Origin of the sequence: Flavobacterium turcicum, from assembly GCF_011365745.1 — a bacterium.
GTDB lineage: Bacteria > Bacteroidota > Bacteroidia > Flavobacteriales > Flavobacteriaceae > Flavobacterium > Flavobacterium turcicum.
This window is the reverse complement of sequence record NZ_JAAOBY010000007.1, coordinates 12,069-37,916: the sequence shown is the minus strand read 5'-3', so window position 1 is coordinate 37,916 and position 25,848 is coordinate 12,069. Positions and strand designations below refer to the sequence as shown.

Annotated in this window: 24 protein-coding genes; 12 read left to right on the top strand and 12 right to left on the bottom strand. The window is 34.6% G+C overall.

Annotated elements, in window-relative coordinates; genetic code table 11:
- Positions 1-26 precede the first annotated feature (26 nt).
- From G9Q29_RS12020 to G9Q29_RS12010, 3 genes are all read left to right on the top strand, one after another.
- On the top strand, positions 27-587 hold the full coding sequence (locus G9Q29_RS12020) for a conjugal transfer protein TraO (protein ID WP_166137721.1): 561 nt from the start codon (positions 27-29) through the stop codon (positions 585-587).
- An 18-nt stretch (positions 588-605) separates the two neighbouring features.
- Entirely contained in the window at positions 606-1,046 is a 441-nt protein-coding gene (locus tag G9Q29_RS12015; RefSeq protein ID WP_166137718.1) for a DUF3872 domain-containing protein, read from the top strand.
- A gap of 217 nt (positions 1,047-1,263) precedes the next feature.
- On the top strand, positions 1,264-1,818 hold the full coding sequence (locus tag G9Q29_RS12010; RefSeq protein ID WP_166137715.1) for a sigma factor-like helix-turn-helix DNA-binding protein: 555 nt from the start codon (positions 1,264-1,266) through the stop codon (positions 1,816-1,818).
- A gap of 269 nt (positions 1,819-2,087) precedes the next feature.
- On the opposite strand, the gene G9Q29_RS12005 is transcribed toward G9Q29_RS12010, so the two are convergent.
- Genes G9Q29_RS12005 through G9Q29_RS11970 form a run of 8 tightly spaced genes read right to left on the bottom strand, consistent with a single transcriptional unit; the run spans position 2,088 to position 7,339 of the window.
- Positions 2,088-2,894, bottom strand: a complete 807-nt coding sequence (locus tag G9Q29_RS12005; RefSeq protein WP_166137711.1) for a PRTRC system ThiF family protein — start codon at positions 2,892-2,894, stop codon at positions 2,088-2,090.
- Positions 2,894-3,616 (bottom strand): PRTRC system protein B, encoded by a 723-nt coding sequence (locus tag G9Q29_RS12000; protein WP_166137709.1) that lies wholly within the window; start codon positions 3,614-3,616, stop codon positions 2,894-2,896. Before G9Q29_RS12000 ends, G9Q29_RS12005 begins: the two co-directional genes overlap by 1 nt.
- On the bottom strand, positions 3,613-4,788 hold the full coding sequence (locus tag G9Q29_RS11995; RefSeq protein WP_166137706.1) for a hypothetical protein: 1,176 nt from the start codon (positions 4,786-4,788) through the stop codon (positions 3,613-3,615). The genes G9Q29_RS12000 and G9Q29_RS11995 overlap by 4 nt, the downstream gene beginning before the upstream one ends.
- A 17-nt stretch (positions 4,789-4,805) precedes the next feature.
- Positions 4,806-5,024: a PRTRC system protein C gene (locus tag G9Q29_RS11990; protein ID WP_166137703.1), complete on the bottom strand. Its 219-nt coding sequence runs from the start codon at positions 5,022-5,024 to the stop codon at positions 4,806-4,808.
- 17 nt (positions 5,025-5,041) lie between these two features.
- Positions 5,042-5,578, bottom strand: a complete 537-nt coding sequence (locus tag G9Q29_RS11985) for a PRTRC system protein E (protein ID WP_166137700.1) — start codon at positions 5,576-5,578, stop codon at positions 5,042-5,044.
- Positions 5,579-5,591: 13 nt separating this feature from the next.
- Positions 5,592-5,786 (bottom strand): hypothetical protein, encoded by a 195-nt coding sequence (locus tag G9Q29_RS11980; RefSeq protein WP_166137697.1) that lies wholly within the window; start codon positions 5,784-5,786, stop codon positions 5,592-5,594.
- Between the two features lie 57 nt (positions 5,787-5,843).
- A complete protein-coding gene (locus tag G9Q29_RS11975; RefSeq protein ID WP_166137695.1) occupies positions 5,844-6,917 on the bottom strand; it encodes a DUF932 domain-containing protein in 1,074 nt (357 codons plus the stop codon).
- A gap of 44 nt (positions 6,918-6,961) precedes the next feature.
- Positions 6,962-7,339 (bottom strand): single-stranded DNA-binding protein, encoded by a 378-nt coding sequence (locus G9Q29_RS11970; protein ID WP_166137692.1) that lies wholly within the window; start codon positions 7,337-7,339, stop codon positions 6,962-6,964.
- A gap of 836 nt (positions 7,340-8,175) precedes the next feature.
- Between G9Q29_RS11970 and G9Q29_RS11965 the strand changes: the two genes are divergently transcribed.
- The 7 genes from G9Q29_RS11965 to G9Q29_RS11935 all read left to right on the top strand — a co-directional run bounded on the left by G9Q29_RS11965 (position 8,176) and on the right by G9Q29_RS11935 (position 17,678).
- On the top strand, positions 8,176-9,768 hold the full coding sequence (locus G9Q29_RS11965) for a type I restriction-modification system subunit M (protein WP_166137689.1): 1,593 nt from the start codon (positions 8,176-8,178) through the stop codon (positions 9,766-9,768).
- Between the two features lies 1 nt (position 9,769).
- On the top strand, positions 9,770-10,933 hold the full coding sequence (locus tag G9Q29_RS11960; protein ID WP_166137686.1) for a restriction endonuclease subunit S: 1,164 nt from the start codon (positions 9,770-9,772) through the stop codon (positions 10,931-10,933).
- Between the two features lie 11 nt (positions 10,934-10,944).
- Positions 10,945-11,136 (top strand): hypothetical protein, encoded by a 192-nt coding sequence (locus tag G9Q29_RS11955; protein WP_099715398.1) that lies wholly within the window; start codon positions 10,945-10,947, stop codon positions 11,134-11,136.
- Between the two features lie 158 nt (positions 11,137-11,294).
- Positions 11,295-12,599 (top strand): Fic family protein, encoded by a 1,305-nt coding sequence (locus tag G9Q29_RS11950; RefSeq protein ID WP_099715399.1) that lies wholly within the window; start codon positions 11,295-11,297, stop codon positions 12,597-12,599.
- Positions 12,600-12,639: 40 nt separating this feature from the next.
- On the top strand, positions 12,640-15,477 hold the full coding sequence (locus G9Q29_RS11945) for a type I restriction endonuclease subunit R (RefSeq protein ID WP_166137683.1): 2,838 nt from the start codon (positions 12,640-12,642) through the stop codon (positions 15,475-15,477).
- 31 nt (positions 15,478-15,508) lie between these two features.
- The gene (locus tag G9Q29_RS11940; RefSeq protein WP_166137680.1) at positions 15,509-16,501 is read left to right on the top strand and encodes a nucleoid-associated protein; all 993 of its coding nucleotides are present in this window, start codon (positions 15,509-15,511) and stop codon (positions 16,499-16,501) included.
- Positions 16,482-17,678, top strand: coding sequence for a hypothetical protein (locus tag G9Q29_RS11935; protein ID WP_131910829.1), 1,197 nt, complete (start codon positions 16,482-16,484; stop codon positions 17,676-17,678). The genes G9Q29_RS11940 and G9Q29_RS11935 overlap by 20 nt, the downstream gene beginning before the upstream one ends.
- Positions 17,679-18,137: 459 nt before the next feature.
- Here the strand turns inward: G9Q29_RS11935 and G9Q29_RS11930 are convergent, their stop codons facing one another.
- The 3 genes from G9Q29_RS11930 to mnmE all read right to left on the bottom strand — a co-directional run bounded on the left by G9Q29_RS11930 (position 18,138) and on the right by mnmE (position 21,473).
- Positions 18,138-19,280: a site-specific integrase gene (locus G9Q29_RS11930; RefSeq protein WP_099715403.1), complete on the bottom strand. Its 1,143-nt coding sequence runs from the start codon at positions 19,278-19,280 to the stop codon at positions 18,138-18,140.
- Positions 19,277-19,840: a helix-turn-helix domain-containing protein gene (locus G9Q29_RS11925; protein ID WP_225872934.1), complete on the bottom strand. Its 564-nt coding sequence runs from the start codon at positions 19,838-19,840 to the stop codon at positions 19,277-19,279. The genes G9Q29_RS11930 and G9Q29_RS11925 overlap by 4 nt, the downstream gene beginning before the upstream one ends.
- A gap of 232 nt (positions 19,841-20,072) precedes the next feature.
- A complete protein-coding gene (gene mnmE, locus G9Q29_RS11920) occupies positions 20,073-21,473 on the bottom strand; it encodes a tRNA uridine-5-carboxymethylaminomethyl(34) synthesis GTPase MnmE (protein ID WP_166137677.1) in 1,401 nt (466 codons plus the stop codon).
- A gap of 168 nt (positions 21,474-21,641) precedes the next feature.
- Here mnmE and G9Q29_RS11915 point away from each other — a divergent pair, with 168 nt between their 5' ends.
- Together G9Q29_RS11915 and G9Q29_RS11910 are read left to right on the top strand one after the other, a co-directional pair.
- A complete protein-coding gene (locus tag G9Q29_RS11915) occupies positions 21,642-22,481 on the top strand; it encodes a universal stress protein (RefSeq protein WP_166137674.1) in 840 nt (279 codons plus the stop codon).
- Positions 22,482-22,679: 198 nt separating this feature from the next.
- Positions 22,680-24,452 carry a MutS-related protein gene (locus tag G9Q29_RS11910; RefSeq protein WP_166137671.1) on the top strand — a complete coding sequence of 591 codons (1,773 nt, stop codon included), beginning with the start codon at positions 22,680-22,682 and terminating at the stop codon, positions 24,450-24,452.
- A 184-nt stretch (positions 24,453-24,636) separates the two neighbouring features.
- Here G9Q29_RS11910 and dnaN read toward each other — a convergent pair whose 3' ends face one another.
- A complete protein-coding gene (dnaN, locus tag G9Q29_RS11905; RefSeq protein WP_166137668.1) occupies positions 24,637-25,755 on the bottom strand; it encodes a DNA polymerase III subunit beta in 1,119 nt (372 codons plus the stop codon).
- Positions 25,756-25,848: the final 93 nt, after the last annotated feature.

Genomic DNA, 25,848 nt, shown 5'->3' with positions numbered 1-25,848 from the left:
AATCCATTAAACGTAATAACAGAAAAATGAAAAAGTATATTTATACGATGATGTTTGCCTTTATGGGTATTACTATCGCACAGGCACAACGAATGTTGCCTAAACAGAAAGGATTGGAAGTAAACGCAGGAACTCTATCTAATAATAATCCTAGCAGGAACTACTACTTTAATATAGGTATGACCGTAAACGGTAACAACGGCAATTATAAGCTTTGGGCTTTGGAATATACCCATCAATATTATGGATACAAAGATCTCCGTATACCGAACGAAACCTATACAGCCGAAGGCGGTTACAGTTTCTTCCTGCTGGGTGATACCCGTAAGAACATTACCCTGAATGCAGCAATAACTGGTGTACTGGGTTATGAAAGCATTAACCGTGGCGAAGCTTTGTTGTATGACGGGGCAAAAATACTGACTGAGGACAATTTCATTTACGGGGCAGGCGGACGGCTGTGTTTTGAAACATACTTGTCCGACCGTTTTGTGTTGATTCTTCAGGGTCGCACAAAAGTTTTGTGGGGTACGGATCTGGAACAGTTCCGACCTTCAGCCGGTCTGGGATTGAGGATTAACTTTTAACTTTTAAAATATAAAACAATGATAGCATTTTTCAATAAATTCAAAATTGGCTTACTGCCAATGTATGTATTATTGGCAATCCTGATAAATTCTGTTACATCCTGTGGCAAAGACGAATTGGAAATACAAGATGATTTCCCTTTTGAGGTAAAGGTGATGCCAGTATCCAAAGAAATTGCTAATGGCAATTCCGTGGAGATTAGGCTTACGATACAGCCAACCGGCAATTACAGTAACACACAATACTTTATTCGTTACTTCCAATTTGACGGACAAGGAACTTTGCAGTATTACGATGAACCGCCGTATCTGCCCAACGATTTGTATCCGTTGCGGGCTAAGCAATTCCGGTTGTACTATACTTCGGGCTCCACCGTCTCCCAATCCTTTGATGTATGGATTTCGGATAATTTCGGGAACGAAAGGCAGTTGAGCTTTGAGTTTAACAGTAGCGATTAACTGCCAGGTATTCCTTTACGTATACATTATAAACATTTGCATTTAATCACAACCCGAAGTTGAGCTTCGGGTTGTTTCATTTAATGTTTTCCAGACGGATCTATAATACAAACATTGGATAACTCCATAAACCTTGCTATCTTTAAATAAAATATAGAAAAAAGACTTCACTAAAGAGGATATTATTTCAGTGATAAAGTAATTTAACTGCATTCCTATGAAAGATGTAATAGCACGTACCAATAGATTTTATATCGAAATGTCCCGAAAAGTACTCTCTGAAAAGGAATATGATGTATTGCAGAAGCTCCTAATAGAAAAAATGACACTACAGGAAGTGGCGTCCATTTATGGGTTCACCGGTGAGAACGTCCGCCAAATTTTCGAAAGAACATATAAAAAAGTAAAAAGCGTAACGGAGTTACTTGCTGAAATTGATGACTATAAGCAAAAATTACAACAGTTAAAATACGACTTTAAATGCGAGACCCAGCAAATCAAAAAAAGGAAAAATAAAGCTGAAATTGAAATTGACCAGCATAAGTTACTAATTGCAAGCCATTTCCCTTTCAGTAAAAGAATGTATAGCATGTTCGAGGTTTTGGATATTGATACCATAGGTCAATTAGCTGAAATACCTCTGAAAAGTTTTGGGTGTTTCAGGCGATTTAAAGGACAGTGCAAAAAAGAACTAATTGCATTTATAGAGTTTGAAAACATTGAACATCTTTTTGAAGGCTTTTTTGTTTGGAAAACCCAGCCAATAGAGTAATTAGCAACGGTAGAAAATCCAATTTTAACATTGCGGTCTTCTTTTGCTTCTTTTCTTTGACCGCTGCTGTGGAAAGAAAAGAAGTCGGCTGAAACAACGAAAGGGATAATGAATATCCCTTAGAAATTAGATTGTAACCTGTTTGGTAAAATATGAGAGAGAAATTTATGGATTGACATATATTTTACCAAAGTGGTTGCACCGATTTGGCGCAAAAAGACTATCCCGACCATAGGAGGGAGTGTCTTTTTGCCTCCCGATTTTGACTTTCAGGCTACTTTTATGGGGTGGGTACGAAAGTCTTTCAGATTGTGGAAAAAGCCTCTGTACGGTGTTATACCATACCGAAACAAGCTCCATAAAAGCGAACAGCCCATTTGTGTTAAAGAGGAATTGATAAACAAATCCTGTTTCTCCAAAGCTTCCGCTAAACTGCAACTCGGTGTGTCATCGTGTTGTTCGGACTGTCTCAATAATTCTCCAAATTCTTCCGTAATCATTGGCAAGCTTGCCACCGTTTCATATTTCTCCGAATTGGGTTGATGAATGTTTCCTATGGTAGATAGTAACACTTGCCCTGTATGCTGGCTGTTGCCAAAGTCCAACCAATATTTCGGTTCGTCCCTGTGATGCCTGCGGTTGCTTATTTCTTTCAGTATTTCAGCAACCCCAAACCTTGCCAGTACATTATCCACGCAGGTAATGTAAATTGTTGCCTGTGCTTCCTCGGGTATTCTACCCAAACTGTCCTTCTCAAACTTTGCGGTTTCGGCTTTCCAATTTGTCCCTGAAAAGCGGTTTGCACGGTTGATGAGTGCAACGGATTTGTATAACCCTGTTTCACTTTCTGCAAAACGCTGTCTTCCTAAGTTGGCATTAGTCACAATATCATCATCCCATAAACGCACCTTCAACCCTGCGTGTCCCAATTCGATTAAGCTGTGGTTCATTTCCATTAAAGCGGTCAAAACCTTTGAGCCTGTACCACCTGCACCGATTAAGTTTACTGCAATGGGATTGGTCGGGCTTATCAGATAGTTATCTGTAAAATGTACTTTTAGTTTCTCGGTATTCATCACAAAAGATTTTTAAGGGTTTTGTTGGTCTTTTTCAAGGTATCTTTAGGAAAGAGTTCGCTTGTTTCAATCAATTTTTTCCAAAGGCTTACACAATTCCCTTTTATGGGATTTTGTTTTCCTAATAAATGGCTGAAATAGCTGTTAAAAAAGTAGTCTTCCCAAGCAGTTGTAAATTCCTCTACAGAAGCGGAATTTTTGATGCTTATATTTACAGTTCCCATGCATACTTTACCATCTTCATAAATATTGAAGAATGGAGCATAATACAATGGTGTATTTTCTGTTGGTCTTCTGTCAGTTGCAAGAGCAAATACTGCAAGGCTGTTTTTACTGGCAAACCAAAGCATTGGCGGTACATACGCTTTGCCATTGGCTATGCCTAAACCATTCACAAAATATAATTGCTGTTTCTGTGCTTTGGTGTACCAAAGCACCTTGCCTTTTTCACTGGGATTGATATGCAGTATATTGGTCGGCAAAATTACTTTTGGCTTTAAAAAGGCTTTGTCCTTTTCTTTATCGGTGTGCAAAGCCTTTGCCAACACTTTAGCTTCATTTACGGTCAATGGATGGGCATTGACAGGATTTCCATTTTTGTCCATATCAAAATGCTCCACATACATATCGGTATTCGTTCCTTTGGTTTGGTAAAAAACCAATGCAGATTTTGGGTGGTAAAGCGTTCCGAAATTCTCGGTTATGTCGTTTACATTGTTCATTTTCTTGTCGTTTTATAATCATACAGTAGTGTGCATAGTTCGTCCAAAAGGGCAAACAGGCGGTTCTCAAAATCAAGATTGGTTTGTGTAATGGTACTTCCGTCAAAGCGTTTGCAAATGGTCGGTTCTTCCATTACTCCATACTCGTTAAACTCATTATTGATGCTATCGGCAAGCCTCTCATACAACCAACCTGTGGTATCCGCTATAAAGGAGATGTATTTTTCCATTCCAACAGTTTCGGAGTCGTTTTCATCAGTATAGGGGTCTTCTTCGTGTCTTGATGCGTTTCGGAAAATGCTCTCAAATGGATATTGCGCATAGAGGGCAAAGGCATCGCAAGCTACTTTTTGGCACTCCTGGTCGAATGTGTCACGGCTTTTAAAGTGGTTTAAACGCTGTTCAAATACCTGTAAATTGATACGGTTGAATAGCTTCTGTTCAACCCGTTCGCCTATCCATTCAGCTTTTGCAATCTCAGCAATACAGCTATCCGTTTCTTCGGTATAATCATCCTGTTCTACCCAATCGTTCATCATTTCATACATCCAATACAGATAGCTGTTTTCCTGTCTATAATACGGTATATCGACAATATGATATAGATAACTGCAAATCGAAACAAGCAATTGAGCCGTCTTTTTACGCTTTGGGTCATGGAGCATTTGAAAGAGTGGCACGATTGGAATATAGTATAGGGTTGTACCTGTGCTGTATCGTTCTTCGCTCGTAAAAAATGTTTTCTTACTATCCTGTACCAAACGTAAATTATCCCAATTGACATTGTTTTGTTTTAACTTGCTTTCAGCATCCCACATAGCCAAAGCCATAATGTAGGGATAGCCGTATTCATGCGTTTGTAACGGTTCAATGCCGTAATGCTCTGTAAGTTGGGAAAGGGACTTGTAAAAATCCCTTTGCGTTTTTGCTGTTTTCTTACAATCCTGTGTGGATTGTGTTGTTTTCAGTTTAGGCAGAAACCCACACTTTAGAAAACCATTGGAAGCATTGCTATCGGTACAGATTTCTGTTTGTCTTTCCGTACTTCGTTTGTGTCTTTGGCTCTTTGCATCCATTGTGAGAACTCGCCCAATTGTCGGTGCAGTTGCCGTTGTGTTTTCTGTTCGGGTATGCTGATAGTTCCCGCTAGGATATTGCGTTGCATAGTTCATTGTTTTTGATTTTTGGTTTAACCTTTTGTTCCCATGACGCTCTCTAATTTGTATTCTAACTTATCATCACGGATGATGGGGGCAGATACTTTTGCGGTGGTTAGTATGGGATACGTATTGGCGTAAAAATTCAGTACCGCTTCCACACTCCAACGTGGTTCGGGGTCGGTCAGTCTGATCTCCTGTCCTTTATCTTTAAGTATAAATACTCGTTCTAACTGTGTTGTTACTAACATAACTATTGAATTTTTTGTTAAACACTAGGTTGTTCTGTTGCAAACAGACCTGTTGAAGAAAATTGGTTTGATAGTTCCGATTTGCGTTTTCGTATCTCGTCAGCCTTTTCGGGAAACTCCGTCATTTCGGGTACTTTCATCCATGCTTCACGGAATTTGCCCTCTTTTTCCAATTCGTCTGCCTTTACCATACCGTCTTTAAACTTCTTGTCTTTGGCTTCCTGTTCTTTCTTTTGTATGTCGGCTTTTCCTTTCTCCATTGCCGATTGCTTTTTGGCTACTTCCAATTGCTTCATAAAGGCTTCCATATTTACCATTAAACCCGAAGCGGTTTGCAAAGGCGTTGTTATCTGATGAAAAAATCCCTCGTCCAATTCTTCTACCGTTCCCCGTAGATTAAGCGGTGGTATCAGTTGTTTCGCATTATCTCCACATTGCTCATTTTGAAGCATTATGGAAACAATAAGGGTGTTTTCTATACCCTTTGATATAGTGAGTTGTAAATCTCCTGTAATGCCTATTTGCGCTATCTGATTGAAAAAATTTGCATTCATCGTTTTAAAAATTTTAATTGTTGTTTAATCCTTCTTTTATTGTTGTCAGCTTCTCGTGCATATCTGTCCAGTAGGCGTTCTGCTTTTTGTCATAATCGGAGTAGCTTTCATTCTCATGCCTGTATTTTTTATACCGTTTGGTTATACGGATTGCTTCGTTAAGGTTTGTTACTTCAATAGGGCAACCGTTTAAATCTATTACTTTCATTTTCTGCTATTTAAAGGTAACCACCCTTAGGCGGTCACCTGTGGTTAAACATTCGGATTAATTGAAATTGAATACATCTGAACCGATTTTCTCGAAAGAAGTACACAATTCAAATGCTTTCTGTGATTTGATTTGAGCGGTTCCACCCATTACAATACTTTGTAACTTGGCTTCATCATCTTTGTAATTGCGCACATTCTGATAGTACCCTGTCACAGCATTGTATGCCCCGAACAATGTGCCTTTGGTGGTATCCATTTGTTGAGTGTCGCTTGTCATAGCGTATGCAAAGGCATCTTGCACCACATTTTTGAACACGGTGGAAACTTCATCTTCCGCACCCTTTTTAAGCAAATCCAATGTTTCCTTGTTCGGGCAAAGAGCCAATTGGATTAGTTTTTTTACTTCTTGGTCAGTCACCTTTACTTTAGCCCATTGGTTGAATATTCCTTCTAACTGGTTGCTTAAGGTATCCGCTAATCCCATAACCTTGTGGGCATTTTCCAAATGCTGTTTTGCTCCCGAAGTATGTTTGATGCGTACCACATTGCTCATCGAACGAAGCGAGGCGTTAAGGGTATTTTGGCAAACAATACGGATAGGGGTGAAGGCTGCTGTTATGCTTCCACTGCCATCGTGTGAAGTGGTCAGGAAAATGTACTTTTCCGTTACATCATCGCCATTTCCTACTCGGATATAGTCGGGTAGTTTGGCAGTGATAAAGATGCGTTCCCCTTGTCCCAATGCTCCTGCGGTTTCGTACAATATTCCTTGTGAACCACCTACAATAGCATCAAAAAAATTGAATGCTTCACGGTTTTGTACGATGTGATAGTCTTTGCCAACCACGCCCAATACGGCATTGTTATCGGCACGGATATTGGCATAATAGGAAGGTACTTCCAATTCGCTACTGCCTATTTCAATACCGTTTCTGGTTTCGATGATGCCCGAACCTTTGGTATATAGTGGTGTTTTTATGACTTCATAATCTAATCCTGCGTGCTTGATTGCTTCTTCGCTTGTAGGGTATTGCGCTACGATTTGCCCTAAGCCGTGCCACGCTTTTTCTTTTACGCTAAAGAATGAATAACGTCCTGTTGTGCTGTTGAAATTGATATTATGTGCCATGATAAAATGATTTAAAAATTTGATAATTGTTTGAATGCTCTTGATTAAAATGGGAGGTCGTCATTTTCCTTATCGTTGCTGTTTCCTGCGTGAGCCTGCACCGTTTCTGATTTTTTGCCACCCCCATGCAGTTTGATTTGCGAGGTGTTGAAGTTCAGCCCTGCGTGTGGTTGTCCGTCATTGCCTGTCCACGCCCTTGCACTTACTCTGCCTGTCAGTTCTACCACCGTACCTTTTGTAAGTATCTGCGCTACTTTTGCACTAAGCCAATACGCACAGTCGAAGTATGTTGTCTGCTCTATGCGCTCGCCTGCTTTGTTTTTATAGCTGTCGTTGATGGCTACCGAAAAGTTTACTACTGTTTTGCTGTTCGACACGTTGCGTACCTGCGCATCCGCTGTCACTCTTCCTGTGATGTTCATAATTTCTACGATTTTTAGTGAATTACTTTTTTTTAAAATTTTATTCGGCAATGAGAGGAGGTGCTGTTTTGTTTCATCAAATCCATTTGTAATATTTTATTTCTCATTGCTGACATTTTTTTTATTCGTCTAAAGAGCCGGAGTATGCTATGTTTCGTTTCATGAGCATAAAAAGGTGAGTGTTTAGCAATAGCAAGGCTTTGATAAAAAATACAACCCGGATGGGTGGAGATTTTTTATCAAATCTGAAAGATTCGGCCTTGCTACTGCGTTAAGAACACGGAGTTACCTTTGCTCTTGAAATGGGACAAAAGCATACTGGTTATTGAATTTAAAAATGAAGGGGAAGTAATGATGATTTGTATTACTCAAATGCAAATGAGATTAAAATTTGACAAAGGATTAAATATCCTAACTCAATTACAGACCCATCCATTGGATTCAGTATATTCAATCTATAAGCCGCATTAATTATTTTACCATTATGGCTGAGCTTTGAAATAATAAGGTATTCATAAAATGATCTAAGGTGACGTGGGAAAAGATTGTAATTGATTTGGAATAGGAGCGGTAGCGCAACGAGGACATGGAAGATTTAATATGAGGGATTGAAAGAGTGTTTATCAAGCCCTATTTTTATGAATTTTCCATCGTTACCTGTCTAAAAATAAGTTTGATTCTTGGGTAGAAAACCGGTTAAATTGACCAGCATTTTTTGGCATAAAATCGTATGAAATTGTATGCAGGATTTTATAAGAAAATTGAAAAATAAGTTTTTACCGTATATAAGTTTATAACTACTTTAGCCAATATTCAAAAAAAGTCAAAAAAACACAATGTCAGACGAACAAAAGAAACTCTTAGAAACCCAATTATGGGCGATTGCCAATATCCTAAGAGGTAAAATATCAGCCAATCAATTTCAAGACTACATATTAGGTTTTATTTTCTACAAATACCTTTCGGAAAAATTAGAAAAAAAAGCCAATGAGTTCCTAAAGCCAGATGGAATCGTGTTTAATACTATTGACGAAAATAGTAGTGATGGTAAAGCTGTTTTAGAAGCGTTAAAAGAAGCCATTGTTGAAGCACTAGGATATTTTCTAAAACCATCCGAACTGTTTACAAATCTTGCAAAAAAAGGAAATGCAAAGGTTATTAATCAAGACGATGAAGAGCAAATTCAAAGCACTTTTATTCTCGAAGATTTAGCCAACGTTTTAAACTCTATCGAAAAAAGTACCATGGGATCTGAGAGTCAAGACGATTTTGACAACCTGTTCTATGATATCGATTTGAACTCAACTAAAATTGGTCGTACCACCAAAGACCGTAACGATGTTATTGTAAAAATACTTACGGCCCTTGACGAAATTGATTTTGATTTAGACAATACCGAAGGCGATGTTTTGGGTGATGCCTACGAATACCTAATTGCAAAATTTGCAGAAGGTGCCGGACAAAAAGCAGGTGAGTTTTATACTCCGCAACAAGTATCGAGTATCTTGGCCAAAATTGTTACAACTCGCAAAAGCAAGTTAAAATCAGTTTACGACCCAACATGTGGATCGGGTTCACTTTTACTTCGTGTAGCTCGTGAAGTAGAAGAGGTAGGACATTTTTACGGACAAGAGCAAAACCGTACGACTTACAACTTAGCACGAATGAACATGATTTTGCACGATGTCAATTATCATAAGTTCGATATTAAAAACGAAGACACGCTCGAAAAACCACAACACTTAGATTTTAAGTTTGATGCCATTGTAGCCAATCCACCATTTTCGGCAAAGTGGTCGGCCAATCCTATTTTTACCAATGACGAGCGCTTCTCACAATATGGTAGACTAGCACCAGGAACCAAAGCTGATTTTGCTTTTATCCAACACATGGTGCATCAGCTAGACGATAGCGGTATTATGGCGTGTATTGCTCCACATGGCGTATTGTTTCGTGGTGCTGCCGAAGGACACATTCGTAAATATTTAATTGAGGATCGCAACTACATTGATGCTATTATTGGTTTACCGTCTAACCTGTTTTACGGCACCAGTATCCCAACCTGTATTTTGGTGCTGAAGAAATGCAAAGAAACACCCGAAAACATATTGTTTATTGATGCCAGCAACGATTTTGAAAAAGTTAAAAATCAAAATGTATTGCGTGAATTTGACATTGATAAAATTATTGAAACCTACCAAAACAGGACTGTACTAGACAAATACTCTAACGTGGCAACGCTCGAAGAAGTGAAAGCCAACGATTATAACTTGAACATTCCTCGATATGTAAACACCTTTGAAGAAGCTGTTTCAATTGATGTAAATGCAGTTGCAGAAAAACTACAAAACATTGATTTAAAAATGAATGAGGTGGAAAAAACCATTGCTTCGTTTTGTAGTGAGTTGAATATTAAAACACCTTTTTAATATGGAAATAGTACAACCAAAATTAAGGTTTCCAGAGTTTGCGGGTACTTGGGAGTTTAAAAGTTTAAGAGAAATTACATCATTAATAACTAAAGGTACTACACCAAAGGCTTTTTCTGAAAACGGTGTAAATTTTATAAAAATAGAATGTTTGAATGGTCATAATATAGACACTAGTAAATGTTTGTTTATTGATGAAAAAACACATAACAAAGAGTTAAAAAGGTCAATATTAAAGGAAGATGATTTGCTTTTCGCTATCGCAGGTGCAACAATAGGTAAATGTACAATTGTAACAAAAGAAGCTTTACCAGCAAATACAAATCAAGCTCTTGCTATCATTAGATTAAAAGAAAAGGAAAATAAAGATTATATTTTTCAAATTCTGACATCTGAAGGGATGAGTAAATATATTAAAGATAATATTTCTGTTGGTGCGCAACCAAATTTAAATTTAGAGCAAATTAATTCTTTTTCATTTAGTTATCCATCACTCGAAGAACAAACCCGTATTGCCAATTTCCTTTCTTCAGTAGATGAAAAACTAAACCTTTTAAAAGAAAAAAAATCCCTTTTAGAAGAATACAAAAAAGGCATCATGCAAAAAATCTTCAACCAAGAATTAAGGTTCAAAGATGATAATGGAAAGGATTTTGAGGAGTGGGAGGAAAAGAGTTTGGGTTCTTTGTGTAAAATCACTACCGGTAAATTGGATGCAAATGCTATGGTAGAGGATGGAGCGTATAGGTTTTATACTTGTGCAAAAGATTATTATAGAATTGATAAATACGCTTTTGATACAGAAGCATTATTAATTTCAGGTAATGGAGCAAATGTTGGTTATATTCATCATTTCAAAGGGAAATTTAATGCTTATCAAAGAACATACATACTTGATGGTTTCAATGAAAATATAATTTATGTAAAATATTTTCTTCAAATGAATTTGCCTAAAAGAATTAAGGGCGAGAAAAATGATGGTAACACTCCATATATTGTTTTATCAACTTTATCTGATATGGATTTTTTAATTCCATGTCTCGCAGAACAAACCAAAATCGCTAATTTCCTTTCGGCAATTGATGAAAAAATAGAGTTGGTTTCAAATCAAACACAAGATGCCCAAGAATATAAAAAAGGATTGTTACAGCAAATGTTTGTGTAAATAAAAACACTATGGAAAATAAAAAAATTATCGATTACATTATTTTAGAAATGGAATCAAAAGAGTTTCTAGTAATTGAGGTTTTAAACAAGATTAAAGAGGGATATCTTCCATTAGGAGGAATTTCATTGGCTGTAGATTCTGGAAAATTGACAGTATTTAAATATTTTGCTCAGGCTATGGTTAAATACGATGATAAATAAATGATATCCTAATCCGAAATACTATTAGAATAAAATCTAATTGAAAAATTGGATGATAAAAATGTATTGTTGCAGCAAATGTTTGTGTAAATACTTCGAGATTTATCAATAATCTCGAAGTATTTACTATATTTGAACTCTTTAATAATACTGTTAAGATGGAAGATGCACCGAAAATGATTTTTAATCAAAAAATATTTGCACTGGCAAATAAACCAGATGTGGTTGTTAAGATAAAAGAAATTAATAACGAGTATTTATATTGGGATAAAGTAAAATATAAAAAAATATTAGATTTAGATCCTATACAACTTTGGTCTGCCGTAAAAATGGCAAGAGCGGTAAATTACAAAAATATCTCTTTTGGTAGTTATCAATTTAATTATGTGACTACTGATTATATTCAAAAAATACTTCACTATTTTGATATGAATATCGGTGGTTATATGGGAGCAAATAATGTTGTTCCAGATGCTGATAAAACTAGATATTTGGTAAGTGCTATTATGGAAGAAGCTATCTCTAGTAGCCAGATAGAAGGAGCCAATACTACCCGTAAAAAAGCTAAAGAAATGCTTCGTAAAGAAGTAAAACCAAAGACCAAGTCAGAACAAATGATTGTAAATAATTATGTTACAATCAAACACATCACACAAAATCGCAATGACGATTTAACCCCTGAAAAATTGTTATACGTTCACGGACTAATTGCTTGTGATACATTAGACGATAAAAAAGAGGAAGGCGCATTTAGAATATCTGATGATGTACAAGTTGTCAATCATATTGATGGCGAAGTCGTGCATACACCTCCTAGCCATAAAGAACTGGAAATATTAATTAAAGACTTATGTGACTTTTTTAATGCTGATAGTAAAGAAACTTTTATGCACCCTATCCTTAAAGCAACTACTATTCATTTTATGATTGGTTACATTCACCCTTTTACAGATGGAAATGGTAGAACGGCGCGTGCCTTGTTTTACTGGTATTTATTAAAAAAAGGATATTGGCTTACAGAGTATTTATCTATTTCAAAGATTATTCAGGATACTAAAAATCAGTACGAGAAAGCCTATTTATATACCGAAGCAGATGCCAATGATTTGACTTACTTTATGACCTATCATTTAAAGGTGATGGACAAATCGTTCGAAGCATTAAAAGAATATATTCAACTGAAACAAAAAGAAAATTTACAAATTGCAAGTTTTGTTAGAATTCCAAATGTTAATGAACGTCAAGCGCAATTATTAAAAATACTATACGATGAACCAGAAAGTATTTTTACTGTAAAAGAAGTAGAGAATAGATTTTTAATATCAAATTTTACAGCACGAACTGATTTGTTAGGTCTCGTAAATCTTGACTTTTTAGATATAATTCAAGTCAATAAAGTGAAACAAAACTTTGTGCGTTCTGAAAAATTCTTAGTATTATTAACCAAATATAAAATTAAATAAACTTCGAGATTTGTAAAGAATCTCGAACTATTAATATAACATGACATCACAATCCGAATTAATTTTAGAGCAAAATCTAGTAAACCAATTAGCTTCAAATGGATACGATAAAGTAACTATTAAAGATGAAAATAATTTACTAGTCAATCTTAAAAAGCAATTAGAAAAACACAACAACAAAGTGTTTTCTAATTCGGATTTTAAGCAAATACTAAACCACTTAACCAAGTCTAACAATGTTTTTGAAAAGGCGTTATTGCTACGCGATAAGTTTGCTTTCAAAAATGACAATAACGAATTGGTTTATGTGGAGTTCTTAAATATGGATTTCTGGTGTCAAAATCAATATCAAGTAACCAATCAAATCACGGTTGAAGGGACGTATAAAAACCGTTATGACGTAACCATTTTAATTAACGGTTTGCCCTTAGTGCAAATAGAATTAAAGAAGACGGGCTTAGAATTAAAAGAAGCCTACAATCAAATCAACCGCTACCAAAAACACTCTTTCTCAGCCAATACTGGGTTGTTTAATTATGTGCAATTATTTGTAATTAGTACCGGCGTAAATACTAAATACTTCAGCAATTTCGGAAACAAAAAACCCGATTTCAAACAAACCTTCTTTTGGACAGACGAAAACAACAAACGTATTTCTAAATTAGAGGATTTTGCCAATACCTTTTTAGAGAAATGTCATTTATCTAAAATGATTACGAAATACACCGTATTGCATGATTCTGATAAAATGTTGATGGTATTGCGTCCGTATCAATTTAATGCCGTAGAACGTATTATTGACAAGGTAAAAAACAGCAACCACAACGGTTATATATGGCACACTACAGGTTCAGGTAAAACATTAACTTCGTTCAAAGCCAGTCAAATTTTGTCACAATTACCAAAGGTGGATAAAGTAGTTTTTTGTGTAGACAGACAAGATTTAGATTACCAAACGGCTAAAGAATTCAATGCCTTCAAACCAGATTGTATTGACCCAACTAATAATACTGCCAACTTAGTACGACAGTTCAAAGACAGCAATAGCAAGCTTATTGTAACAACGATTCAAAAATTGTACAATGCTATTACGAGAGAACACCATCTTAAAACAATGGACGATCTAAAAGACAAAAAAATTGTCTTTATTTTTGATGAATGCCACCGCTCTCAATTTGGAGATACGCATAAAAAGATAACCCAATATTTTGAAAACTATCAAATGTTTGGTTTTACCGGTACACCTATTTTTGCTGAAAATGCCTCGTCTAAAAACAAGCAAAATCAAACAACAGCAAGCTTATTTGGTGAGCAATTGCATAGTTATGTCATTACCGATGCGATAAAAGATGACAATGTATTGCGTTTTTCTGTAGAATACGTGGGTAAATACAAAGAACGTGAGAATTCACAAAACGAAATTGACATTGAAGTAGAAGCAATTGATACTCAAGAGTTGTTAGAAAGTAAAGACCGCATTGAAAAAATCACCAATTATATCATTCAGCAACATCCCATTAAAACGCAAAACAAAACGTTTACGGCTATGTTTTGCGTGAGTAGCGTAGACATGCTGATTAAATATTATGATCTATTCCTTAAATTAAAAGAAGAAGGTAAACATGATTTAAAAATGGCTACAATTTTTAGTTTCGGTGCCAATGATGAAATGATTAGCGATACAGACGATTATGATAGTAAAGATTTTAATGAGGTAGCAGAAAAGGAAGAGGTTTATAATGCCTATCATAAAAGAGATAAGCTAGAAAGTTACATAGAAAATTACAACAAAACCTTTAAAACCAATTGGACTACAAAAGACAGTCAATCCTTTTACAATTATTACAAAGACATAGCACAACGAGTACGTTCTAAACAAGTAGATATTTTATTTGTGGTTAATATGTTCTTAACAGGATTTGATAGTAAATCATTGAATACCCTATTTGTAGATAAAAATTTAAAATACCACGGTTTAATTCAGGCATATTCCAGAACTAATAGAATTCTTGGTGATAAAAAATCACAAGGAAATATTGTCGTATTTAGGAATCTTAAAAAAGCCACTGATGATGCTATTGCCTTATTTTCAGATAAAAAGGCTAAAGAAATTATCATCTTAAAACCATACGAAACCTACGTTAAAGAAATTAATGAAGCTTACGATAATTTAACAGCAATTACTCCAACTTTTGAATCAGTTGATGATTTATATACCGAAGACGAAGAGCTAGAATTTGTAAAAGCGTTTCGTGAAATTATCCGGTTAAAAAACATAATTGCATCATTTGTAGATTTTACTTTTGACGATATTGTTTTAGGAGAACAAGAATTTGATAACTATAAATCGAAATACTTGGAGTTATCTGATAAAGGTAAAAAAGAAAAAACCTCCATACTTAACGAAGTCGATTTTGAACTAGAATTGATTCATCGTGATGATATTACAGTAACCTATATTTTAGGATTATTAGCCAAGTTAAAAGCAACAAACCCAGAGGAAAAAGAACGCAGACAAAAAGAAATACTAGATATCGTTGCAGGAGATGTCAAACTGCGCAGCAAACGCGAATTGATAGAACGTTTCATTGAAGAAAACTTGCCATTACTTGAAGATGCTTCAATAGAGGAAGGTTATGCAGCATTTATGATCGAAGAACAGCAAAAAGCCTTCAATCAATTTGTACAAGATGAAAAGATAAATGCGGACAAGCTAAAAAAACTAACAGAAGATTATTTATTCACCCAAAGAATCCCCACCAAACAAGAAGTAGTGGAAGTATTAGAACATCAACCCTCTATTTTACAAAGATCAAAAGTAGGTGATACTATTCTAAATAAATTTCTTACTTTTATCGACACGTTTTTTAATGATTAATATTTAATTTGATTGTGTAAAATAAAAATTTATGACAGTAGTAAATGTAGTATTTCACCATATAATAAAAGAACTAAAAGGAAAAGCATCTTTAAAATGCTCTGATAAGTTGTTACCCATTAATGCAACTGTCAATGAATTTGTAACAAAATTAATTAAAAACTACAGTTCAAAAAATCCAACTCAAGGAACTTTTCAAGACGATCCTGATAATTATCCATTTCAAAAAAAGGTTGAATCTTATCTAAATGATGGAGATTTCTTGGCTTTTACTCAAGAATCAATGAAAATTCTGGAAAGAGCGATAGATATACCAACAACAACAGGAGGATATGTCGTTTTTGTGCATTATACTGAGAAAAATGTTGATTTTTTGATTACAGCAATGCTTGATAAAGCTGCACAATTCACAGTGGATGACGAAAATTTAGATATTGAAAAATTGATGACTCTTGATGTTGAAAAATTAGCCAGAGCTAATAGATTAAATATTAAAAGATGGCAAGATAAAGATATTTTATACCTATCGTTTATTAAAGGAACAAGAGCAGTTTCCAATTACTTTATTAAATTTATTGGCTCTACTGACATTACTTCTTCAAAAGAAAATTTTGATAAGCTAAAGGATGCTACAAATAGATATTTTATTGAAAAAAATATAAAAGCATTAGAAAAAGATAAAATTAAAGACAAATTTAAAGCCTATTTCGATGTTTGTTTTGATCAAAAAAAAGATGCTGAATTAGAGTCTATTTCCTCTCTTATTAATGACCAAGAACCAAAGGCTTTTTTAGATTTCATAAAAGAAAAAGAACTAGAAGTTAGTGGTAAAATTGCTATTCATAGAAAAACTGATTTTGATTCTTTTGTTAGAACTAAAATTGTTGAAAAAGGATATACGTTGTTTTTTGATAAATCATTGATTAAAACAAATAAAATAACACACATAGGTAATCAAATTATTATCAACGATGTTCCAGATGAATTGATAAAATTAGCTTTTGATGATGAAAAAACTTCTTGATAGTGTAGTTCAGGTTAGAAGACTTATAGATTTACAAAGTGCTGATTCAATTTCTACAATAGGTTTCCTTGTTATTACTGAAACAAATATTGAATATTTTGATTCATTGCTTGATAGTGAAATAATCGATATACTAAGCGTTGGTGAACCAAATGAAATGAAGAGTATAATGAAGGAGGACATTCCTAATTTTATCAACCAACAAGTTTATTTGGACATAAGAACAGGGAATATTAATTGCTATTTTGAAACGGTAAATGATTTTCTAAATGGTAATAAGTTTAAATTAAAAAGTGAGTTATTCTACATTGCTGAAAATGATTATTATTCAGAAGAATCAGCAGTTGTAAATGAAATAGTTAATAACTACAATAAAAACATCGAACTTATTGATTTTTTAAATTCATTATCTCATACTCATCATCTAATAGGAAATCAGCTGAAATATTATTTTTACAGGATTTCAAATAGTATTGTTGAAATTGATATAAAATATTCAATTCAAGATTTAGATTTTTTTTCTGAATTAGAAGGATTTCAGGAATTAAAAAAGGAATTTTTAGACCCGATAAGTCATAAAGACAAAAAGGAATTATTTGTAAATGAATTGGTGAATTTTATAGAGTGCAATTCAAGTGATTATTTGACAATTGTTAAAAATTGGAAAACTATTCTAAATTCTTATAATAAAAGCTATAAATTATATCTGGCTGGTTTTTCATTTGAGAAAATTAAAACATCTTCAAATGAACATTTTCAGAAATTATTAGATCGTATCTATGATTCAATAAGTAAAGTATCAGGATATATTTTTGGAATCCCAATAGGCTTTATTTTATTATTGAATTACTTTGACTATAGCGGTTTGTTAATATTCAAAAACGTCATAATTCTAATATTATCAATTCTTTTTTTTGTTTTGATATGGTACATTTTACTAAAAAATATTAAAGAATCAATAGATGCAATTGAAGAAGATATTGACGAATTTATTAATCTGATTAGTACAGTTATTGTGCTTAAGCCTATTAAAGAAAAATTAGAAAGTCTTAAAAAGGTTTCTATAAAAAAACAACGAAATAAATTACTGATAGTGAAAGGAGTTACAATATCAATATTTGCCCTAACAGTTATTGTGTTTTCTTATATATTCTTAGATATAAGTATTTATTTGTAAAAGGTTTTTATTAGATACAAAGTGCTAATGACTATAGCACTCATATTTTGCTTCGTTGAATGGTATTATAGTTTCTATCATAATTTAATTTTTTAAATTATAAATATATAATTATGACGTTCTTCAGTTAAGTCGTTGGTCTAGTTTATATATTTTAAATCAGTGGTTTAATTTATTTTGTAAGAAAATTTAGATATTTTTTTGTTTAAATGGTAAAATGCTACGATACTGCCATTTAAATTTTGAGCACTTTTAAAAATTTTGATAGTTGCGGGAAAAATAAAAAAGCCTGCAAGAAAAAAAATGTAGTCTTTAAATCCTCGCTCGCAGCATTTTGTCCGTTTTTATAAAAAATCTGCAATATAAACCATTTGCCTTCGACTTTAAAGTGGCTTTCAAAGCCACTTTAAAGTAAAAGCTAAGAATTCATTTTCTTTTTTTAACCAGTTTTAAAAAAAATTATTTAAATGAAATTTTATTAGTTGTTTCTCTTTTTTTCTCATCGATGATTTTTGTATATATCTGCGTTGTCTTTATGTTTTTGTGCCCCAGCATTTTCGATACCGTAAAAATGTCGGTACCTGCTGCCATCTGCAATGTTGCATACGTATGACGAAAGCAATGAAATGTAATATGTTTCTCAATTGATGCGTCGTTAACCCATATAGGCAGCAACCGGTCAACATCCCATTTTTTTAAATCATAAAAGACTCTCTTATATTGATCCACTTTTTCACCTAAAAACTCGAATGCTTCGGGGGATATAGGAAGGGTTACTGGTCGATCAGTTTTTTGCTGCTTAAATCTTATGTAATATCCTTCACTTTTACTGTATTGTACTTCTTCCCATGTAAGTTTTGATATATCGGAATAGCGCATGCCTGTGAGCAGAGAAAAAAGACTGACACGTTTTACAATTTCCTTTTTACAAGGGGTTTTAAATAGCCTTACAGCTTCTTCCATGGTTAGAAAATTCCTTTGAGACTCTTGTTCCTTTATGCTTTCAACCGCAGCATTAACATCCGTTTGAAGTAATCCTTTTTTGTAAGCTTTTCGAAGAGTAGCTTTGATCTTATTGAAATAAGTTAAAGCTGTATTCTGAGCTAAAAACTTACCCTTTTTCCTGATACATTTTGCCTTTAAGAGATACTCCCTAAAATCTTCTATAACAGTCACATCGATATCCTGTATCAGTAAATCCTCATTTTTAAGAAAATTTTCAAAGTGGATAATGGCATAAGTCCAGATATCACCGTTATTACCCGTTTTATGCTCTGCAACAAGCTTGAGATACTGCAGAAATGATTTTTCGCCAATCTCTTTAAGACGAAGTTGCTCTAACTCAAAAGGATTGTAGATCTGTGACTTATTTACTTCATTAAACCTATTTGCACAGATAATTTCAGCTTTATAGAGATTCTCAGAATTCATAGTCTTGTCAACATTATTTTTTGGTTTAGGAACGAGGTATAAACTTAAATACTCCCTACGGTAAAGTTTATGAGTCTTAGGATTGTAAACCGGAGGGAAAAAATCAAGATATAGTGTAATCTTACCACTTGGCAGCATCCTTTTTCTTAGCGTAACATTTATATTTTTCATCTTCCCGCAGCATTAAAAATTATATCAATATCCTGTTTGGATACACAGGTGAATTTTCCAACGGAATATTTTACTATACCCTGCCGTTGAATCAATAGATAGAGCGCTCCTGAAGAAATATTATACTTCTGTTGAATTTCCGTTATAGTATAGCAATTGTCAAAACCAGGAAATTGCTGTCCAGTTTTCAAGGTCACATCCTGTATAGGAATTGCAAAAAAAGCTTCAAGATCGCATCTGCGGATAACAGTTCGTTTGCCAAACTTTGCAATGTCCAGCTGTCCATTGTTAACTAACCTGTAAAGCGTACTTCTGCTGATTCCAAAAAGAAGGGTTGCCTGAGTAATTTTTAAAAACTCAAGAGGCTTTATTTTTTCCAAATCTGTGTTTAAAAGCTGAACGATCTCGTTATTGCTTTTTTCTACTTTTCCTTTGCGTACCAGTGATTTATAACCACGGCTGTTGCAAATGTGCGAACAATACCGTGTGCGCGTTGTTCTGGCTGTGAACTGTTTTTTGCAGTGCTCACAAATTCTGATAACCTCAATGTTAGAACTCATAATGTGACTAATTTTGTGTCCCATTGTGTCTATGTGTCTCTCTGTGTGTCATAATTTCGCCAAAAAAAAATCCAACAAGGAAAATTATTTTCGTGGTACAATAATGGTACAAAAAGGAACAAACTATCTGCAAATAAAGCTAAATAAACAGAAAGAAGAATCCCAGTTAAAATGCCGTTTTATGACATTTTAACTGGGATTCTTTGTTTTATTTTGTGATGTTTTGTGAAACCTATTTTCCGATACAAAAATTAGCAAATATATTCCCCAGCAATTCATCATTTGTCACCTGACCGGTAATCATCCCGAAATGGTATAATGCTTCGCGGATATCAAGCGCCATCAAGTCGCTAGAAAGGTTGGTTTCAAGGCCGTATTTCACTTTGCTAATTTCATCAAGAGCTTTTAATAAGGAATCATAATGGCGAGTGTTGGTTACAATCGTTTCATTGTTGCGCAAGGCACCAGTGTTGACAAAGGAAAGTAATTGGTTTTTGAGTTCGTCAATGCCAATTTTTTGTTTTGCACTTAATAAGACTTGCTGTACGTTTAACTTGTCAAGTTGCTGGCTGATAGAATCTCTTTCCTCAACCGAAATTAAATCTATTTTGTTGATTACAACGAGTAATGGTTTTAAAGGATATTTATTTTTTACTTTTTCAATTTCAAGGATGTACTCTGAACCTGAAACTTGAAACCTGAAACTTTCAAACAAATATAAAACCACTTGCGCTTGTTCTATTTTCTCAAAAGTCTTTTGAATGCCAATGCTCTCTACATAATCTTTGGTTTCGCGAATACCTGCCGTATCAATAAAGCGGAAACCAATGCCGCCAATGACTAATTCGTCTTCGATGGTGTCACGTGTTGTTCCTGCAATGTCCGATACAATGGCGCGTTCTTCATTGAGTAAAGCATTCAAAAGCGTCGATTTTCCAACGTTGGGTTCACCCACAATGGCAACGGGAATTCCGTTTTTAATTACGTTACCCACGGCAAAGGAATCAATCAAACGTTTTAAGACAAACTCAATTCTATTTAACAATTCGTGAAACTGGGTTCTGTCTGCAAACTCTACATCCTCTTCGGCAAAGTCTAATTCGAGTTCGATAAGCGAAGCAAAGTTTAAAAGTTCTTCTCTCAATTTGGCAATTTCGTTTGAGAAACCGCCACGCATTTGCTGCATCGCAATTTGATGGCTGGCTTCATTGTCTGACGAAATCAAATCGGCAACAGCTTCGGCTTGTGATAAATCCAGTTTTCCGTTCAAGAAAGCGCGCAGAGTAAACTCACCCGCATCGGCCATTCGACATCCTTTACGGAGCAATAACTGTATAATTTGCTGCTGAATATACGTTGATCCGTGACAAGAAATCTCTATGGTGTTTTCGCCGGTATAGGAATTTGGTCCTTTAAAAACAGAAACCAATACTTCATCGAGTGTTTTGAAACCATCCACAATATGACCTAAATGAAGGGTATGGGTTTTTTGAGAGACTAAGTTTTTATTTTTTATCGATTTAAAAACACTATCAGCAATAGGAATAGCATCTTGACCAGAAATTCGTATTATAGCAATTGCGCCTGCGCCTGATGGTGTGGCAAGGGCAACGATGGAATCTTGAGCGATCATGTTGATTTATTTTTATACAAAAGTAACCAAAATTGGTGGGAGCGCAAGACAACTGAGCTACTGAAAAATAATTTTGAAAAAGTGATGCTATAATGATAAATGTCATAATTCTAGCGCAAGTAAGAGCCTACCTTTGTTACAACAACTAATCTCTTAACTTTAAATGTTATGAAAAAAATTCTTTTCCCTACCGATTTTTCTCCTGTTGCCACAAATGCTTTTGTACATGCCTTAGAATTTGCAAATACCGTAAAAGCTGAAATCGTATTGTTGCACACCTTTGATGCGCCTAGTTTTGACAGTTCGATTTTTCCGCCCAATTATACCGTTTTATACAACTCAGTCGAGTTGACTAATTTTGAACAGTTTAAGGATGAGGTTCCTAAATTGCGAGCTATTGCAGAAAAACGCAATTTGCAGCACATTATATTATCTCATAGATTGACTGAAGGCGATTTGACTTCTTGTATTTTTGATATTACGCAAGAGGAAGATATTGATTTTATTGTCATGGGCACTAATGGAGTGCAAGGTTGGGATGATTTTTTTGCGGGCACCAATACGGCAAACATTATTACAAACGGAACTGTTCCCGTATTGTGCGTTCCTGGGGATGCTGCATACAGACCCATTCAGGAAATTTGTTTTACCACTCGATTTAGAAAAAAAGACAAAAAAGCTTTAAAACAGGTTTTGGCTATAGCGCGCAAAACAGGAGCCAAAGTAAAATGTTTGTATGTAAAAACAGCTAGTTCTGATGTTACAAAAGATACGATTAAAGCGTGGGAAGAGGAGTTTAGTGCCGACCCAGTAGAATTTCATGTTATGATTAGCGATGACGTTCAAGGTTCTATTTACGATTTTATTCAGCAAAAAGACATTGATATTCTCACTTTGTTGCATTACAAAAGAAGCTTTTTGGCAAGTATTTTTAATTTGAGTTTAACCCGAAAAATGGCCAATTATACTGATTTACCAATTTTAGCCATTCCTGCCGAGGTAGAGTAGAAAAGAACTGTTTTGTGGCATAGTTGTAAATGTTTAATAGTTGGTTGTCTTGTATTTCGAATTTTAAATCGTTTGATAATCAATGGAGACTCTTAAGTAATGGTTATTGTGCGACTTGTAGTATAGCAGCGTCACTGTTTTTTTAAGAAAGGAGCGCTCCATGCAATTTCACTATATTTGCTTTTCAATTTTATTACTATGCAAATTTATAATTCAAAACATGCTCTTTTTACTGCCGAAGCACTCGTTTTTTCAAGAAGGCACAACACAATCAGTATAGGTAGATTACTGGTAGTTGTGCTTTTTTTTATGGGTCTTTACTATTATAATCAAACAACAGACTTAATATATGCAGTAGCAGCTGCGATTGGTTTCGTGCTATTTGTAATTTTAATGCGATTGCACACTGCACTTGGGGTAAAAAGGAAATTGAATCAAGCGCTGATCGATATCAACAAGGATGAAATTGATTATTTAAACGGCAGCAATATCCCTTTTAAAGATGGTGTCGCTTACAATGACTTTCAGCATCCGTATGCGTATGATTTGGATATTTTTGGAGGGCATTCGTTATTTCAAAATATAAATAGAACTGCTACACATATTGGAGAGAAAACCTTGGCGAATCGTTTATTGACTGTTGCAACTCCTTTAGAAATAGAACAGAATCAAGAAGCCATTCAGGAATTAGCATCAAAAATCGAATGGCGTCAAGAGTTTTTAGCCATAGCAAAAGTAGGTGACGACAGTGCTGCTAGTTACGAAAGTTTGCTCCGCTGGAAATCATTCAACAGTGCACCGCTTCCACGTTGGATTGTAGTAATAATGTATGCTGCTCCCGTCTTATTTTTGGTTTTGTTGTTAGTGTATGCTTTTACATCTAATGCTTATTATGCCACTCTTGCAGGCTATGTTTTTGTATTTAACTTAATTATTTTAGGCCGTGTTGTCAAACGAATTATGGCTGATGTAGCTACTTCAACCAAAATTGATGCGATTATTTTTCAATACAGTTTGCTACTGCAAAAGATAGAGCAAGAGTCGTTCAAATCGCTAAAATTAAAGCAATTACAACAACAGTTATCGAGTAACCAAAGTACAGCAAGCGCGCATTTAAAATACTTGTCGGAATTGTTTTCTAGGATGGATAGCATCGGTAATTTTGTAACAGCTACTGTTTTTAATGGTACTTTTCTATTTAATTTACACGTATTTAGGCAGCTTTTGCACTGGAAAAATACGCATGGAACTGAGCTTCCACAATGGTTACAAGTGATTGGGGAAATGGAAATGCTAAACAGTTTTGCTAATTTGAGCTATAACAATCCAAATTTTGTATTTCCGATGATAAACGATAAGTATCAAATTGATTTTAAAGATTTGAGTCATCCTTTACTAAATTCTCGAAGCAGAGTAACCAATGAGGTGTCTTTTCACCCACAGTCATTTTTAATTTTAACGGGCTCGAATATGTCGGGCAAGAGTACATTTTTACGTAGTTTGGGGGTCAATATGGTTTTGGCTGGAATTGGAGCTCCTGTTTGCGCTACTGCTGCAAATGTTCATCCGTTACCAGTTTTGGTTTCGATGCGTTTGTCTGATTCATTGGCAGATAGCGAATCGTACTTTTTTGCCGAAATCAAACGCTTGAAGCAAATTATGGACGAGCTTGAAAGTCAACCCGCATTTGTATTATTAGATGAAATTTTACGCGGAACAAACTCAGATGATAAACGAAACGGAACAATTGAAGTGGTAAAAAAAGCCATTGGTAAAAAAGCCATTGGAGCCATTGCGACTCACGATATCGAAGTGTGTTTAACAACTAATGAATACCCAAATGTTTTAGCCAATAAATGTTTTGAAGTAGAGATTATTAATGATGAACTCCATTTTGATTACAAACTTCGTGACGGAATTTGTAAAAACAAAAGCGCTACTTTTTTAATGAAAAAAATGGGAGTGATTTAAAAGAAATACGGAGTAAAAATCATTTAAGATACTAAAATACGCATCTATTTTTGAGGTGAAAAAATCTTGTAATAATGCTGATTTCAGCGAAAATTAGTCAAAAAAAAACCGCTTTTCAAATCTGAATAGCGGTTTTTTTCAATATAAAAATGGTTTGGTTAATAGCGTATATTAAATGGTAATCTTAGCTGTTAAGCATTACTGGCATTACCAGCATGGTAACGGTTTCACCTTCTTCTAATCCATCAACTGGAGTTAAAATTCCGGCTCTGTTTGGTAACGACATTTCAAGCATAATCATATCCGATTGTAAGTTGGTCAACATCTCAGTTAAAAAACGAGAATTGTATCCTATTTGCATGTCATCACCTTGATAGTCACAAGTCAATCTTTCTTCAGCTTTGTTTGAATAGTCAATATCTTCTGCCGAAACGTTCAACTCAGCTCCAGCAATTTTCAAACGAATTTGATGTGTAGTTTTGTTCGAAAAGATAGCCACACGACGTACTGAACTCAAAAACTGAGAACGGTCAATCATCAATTTATTTGGGTTTTCTTTTGGGATTACAGCTTCGTAATTTGGGTATTTACCATCAATTAAACGACACATCAAAATGTAATTATCAAAAGAAAAAGTAGCATTCGAATCGTTATATTCAATTTTTACTTCTGCATCAGAACTTCCTAAAATATTTTTTAAAATAGTCAAAGGCTTTTTAGGCATGATAAAATCAGCTACTTGCGATGCAGTTACATCAGTACGAGCATATTTTACTAACTTGTGCGCATCAGTGGCAACAAAAGTTAATCCTTGTGGCGAAAACTGAAAAAACACTCCCGACATTACCGGTCGTAAATCATCATTTCCGGCTGCAAAAATTGTTTTGCTAATTGCAGTAGCCAAGACATCAGCAGGAACTAAAGTAACAGATGGATCTTCTAATTGAACTGATTTAGGAAATTCTTCACCAGGTGCATACGCCAAAGCATACTTTCCGGAGTTAGAACTAATTTCGATAGTGCTATTTTCTTCAACAGTAAAAGTCAAGGGTTGCTCTGGAAATGTTTTTAAAATCTCTAGAAGCAATTTTGCTGGTACCGCAACACTTCCTTTACTTTCGGAATCAATTGTCAATGATGCAGACATAGTAGTCTCTAAATCAGATGCAGAGACTGTCAAAACATTTTGGTCTAAATCAAATAAGAAATTATCTAAAATAGGTAAGGTATTGTTGCTGTTAATCACATTACCTAAAACTTGTAATTGTTTCAATAAGTACGAACTCGATACTATAAATTTCATCTGTTTTATTTTATTTTTAAAGCCTTTTCATCTATCAAAAAAGCAATAGGGTGTACAAATATATCGTAAACTATTCTAGTATGGAAACTTTTT

Excerpts from the sequence above, each read along its gene's own strand:
- G9Q29_RS11925 (WP_225872934.1), bottom strand. The coding sequence starts at position 19,840 with ATGAGTTCTAACATTGAGGTTATCAGAATTTGTGAGCACTGCAAAAAA.
- G9Q29_RS11945 (WP_166137683.1), top strand. The coding sequence starts at position 12,640 with ATGACATCACAATCCGAATTAATTTTAGAGCAAAATCTAGTAAACCAA.
- G9Q29_RS11940 (WP_166137680.1), top strand. The coding sequence starts at position 15,509 with ATGACAGTAGTAAATGTAGTATTTCACCATATAATAAAAGAACTAAAA.
- G9Q29_RS11930 (WP_099715403.1), bottom strand. The coding sequence starts at position 19,280 with ATGAAAAATATAAATGTTACGCTAAGAAAAAGGATGCTGCCAAGTGGT.
- G9Q29_RS11990 (WP_166137703.1), bottom strand. The coding sequence starts at position 5,024 with ATGTTAGTAACAACACAGTTAGAACGAGTATTTATACTTAAAGATAAA.
- G9Q29_RS11960 (WP_166137686.1), top strand. The coding sequence starts at position 9,770 with ATGGAAATAGTACAACCAAAATTAAGGTTTCCAGAGTTTGCGGGTACT.
- dnaN (WP_166137668.1), bottom strand. The coding sequence starts at position 25,755 with ATGAAATTTATAGTATCGAGTTCGTACTTATTGAAACAATTACAAGTT.
- G9Q29_RS11975 (WP_166137695.1), bottom strand. The coding sequence starts at position 6,917 with ATGGCACATAATATCAATTTCAACAGCACAACAGGACGTTATTCATTC.
- G9Q29_RS11970 (WP_166137692.1), bottom strand. The coding sequence starts at position 7,339 with ATGAACATCACAGGAAGAGTGACAGCGGATGCGCAGGTACGCAACGTG.
- G9Q29_RS11965 (WP_166137689.1), top strand. The coding sequence starts at position 8,176 with ATGTCAGACGAACAAAAGAAACTCTTAGAAACCCAATTATGGGCGATT.
- G9Q29_RS12010 (WP_166137715.1), top strand. The coding sequence starts at position 1,264 with ATGAAAGATGTAATAGCACGTACCAATAGATTTTATATCGAAATGTCC.
- G9Q29_RS11950 (WP_099715399.1), top strand. The coding sequence starts at position 11,295 with ATGGAAGATGCACCGAAAATGATTTTTAATCAAAAAATATTTGCACTG.
- G9Q29_RS11915 (WP_166137674.1), top strand. The coding sequence starts at position 21,642 with ATGAAAAAAATTCTTTTCCCTACCGATTTTTCTCCTGTTGCCACAAAT.
- G9Q29_RS11995 (WP_166137706.1), bottom strand. The coding sequence starts at position 4,788 with ATGAACTATGCAACGCAATATCCTAGCGGGAACTATCAGCATACCCGA.
- G9Q29_RS11935 (WP_131910829.1), top strand. The coding sequence starts at position 16,482 with ATGATGAAAAAACTTCTTGATAGTGTAGTTCAGGTTAGAAGACTTATA.
- G9Q29_RS11980 (WP_166137697.1), bottom strand. The coding sequence starts at position 5,786 with ATGAAAGTAATAGATTTAAACGGTTGCCCTATTGAAGTAACAAACCTT.
- G9Q29_RS12015 (WP_166137718.1), top strand. The coding sequence starts at position 606 with ATGATAGCATTTTTCAATAAATTCAAAATTGGCTTACTGCCAATGTAT.
- G9Q29_RS12005 (WP_166137711.1), bottom strand. The coding sequence starts at position 2,894 with ATGAATACCGAGAAACTAAAAGTACATTTTACAGATAACTATCTGATA.
- mnmE (WP_166137677.1), bottom strand. The coding sequence starts at position 21,473 with ATGATCGCTCAAGATTCCATCGTTGCCCTTGCCACACCATCAGGCGCA.
- G9Q29_RS12000 (WP_166137709.1), bottom strand. The coding sequence starts at position 3,616 with ATGAACAATGTAAACGACATAACCGAGAATTTCGGAACGCTTTACCAC.
- G9Q29_RS11910 (WP_166137671.1), top strand. The coding sequence starts at position 22,680 with ATGCAAATTTATAATTCAAAACATGCTCTTTTTACTGCCGAAGCACTC.
- G9Q29_RS11985 (WP_166137700.1), bottom strand. The coding sequence starts at position 5,578 with ATGAATGCAAATTTTTTCAATCAGATAGCGCAAATAGGCATTACAGGA.
- G9Q29_RS12020 (WP_166137721.1), top strand. The coding sequence starts at position 27 with ATGAAAAAGTATATTTATACGATGATGTTTGCCTTTATGGGTATTACT.
- G9Q29_RS11955 (WP_099715398.1), top strand. The coding sequence starts at position 10,945 with ATGGAAAATAAAAAAATTATCGATTACATTATTTTAGAAATGGAATCA.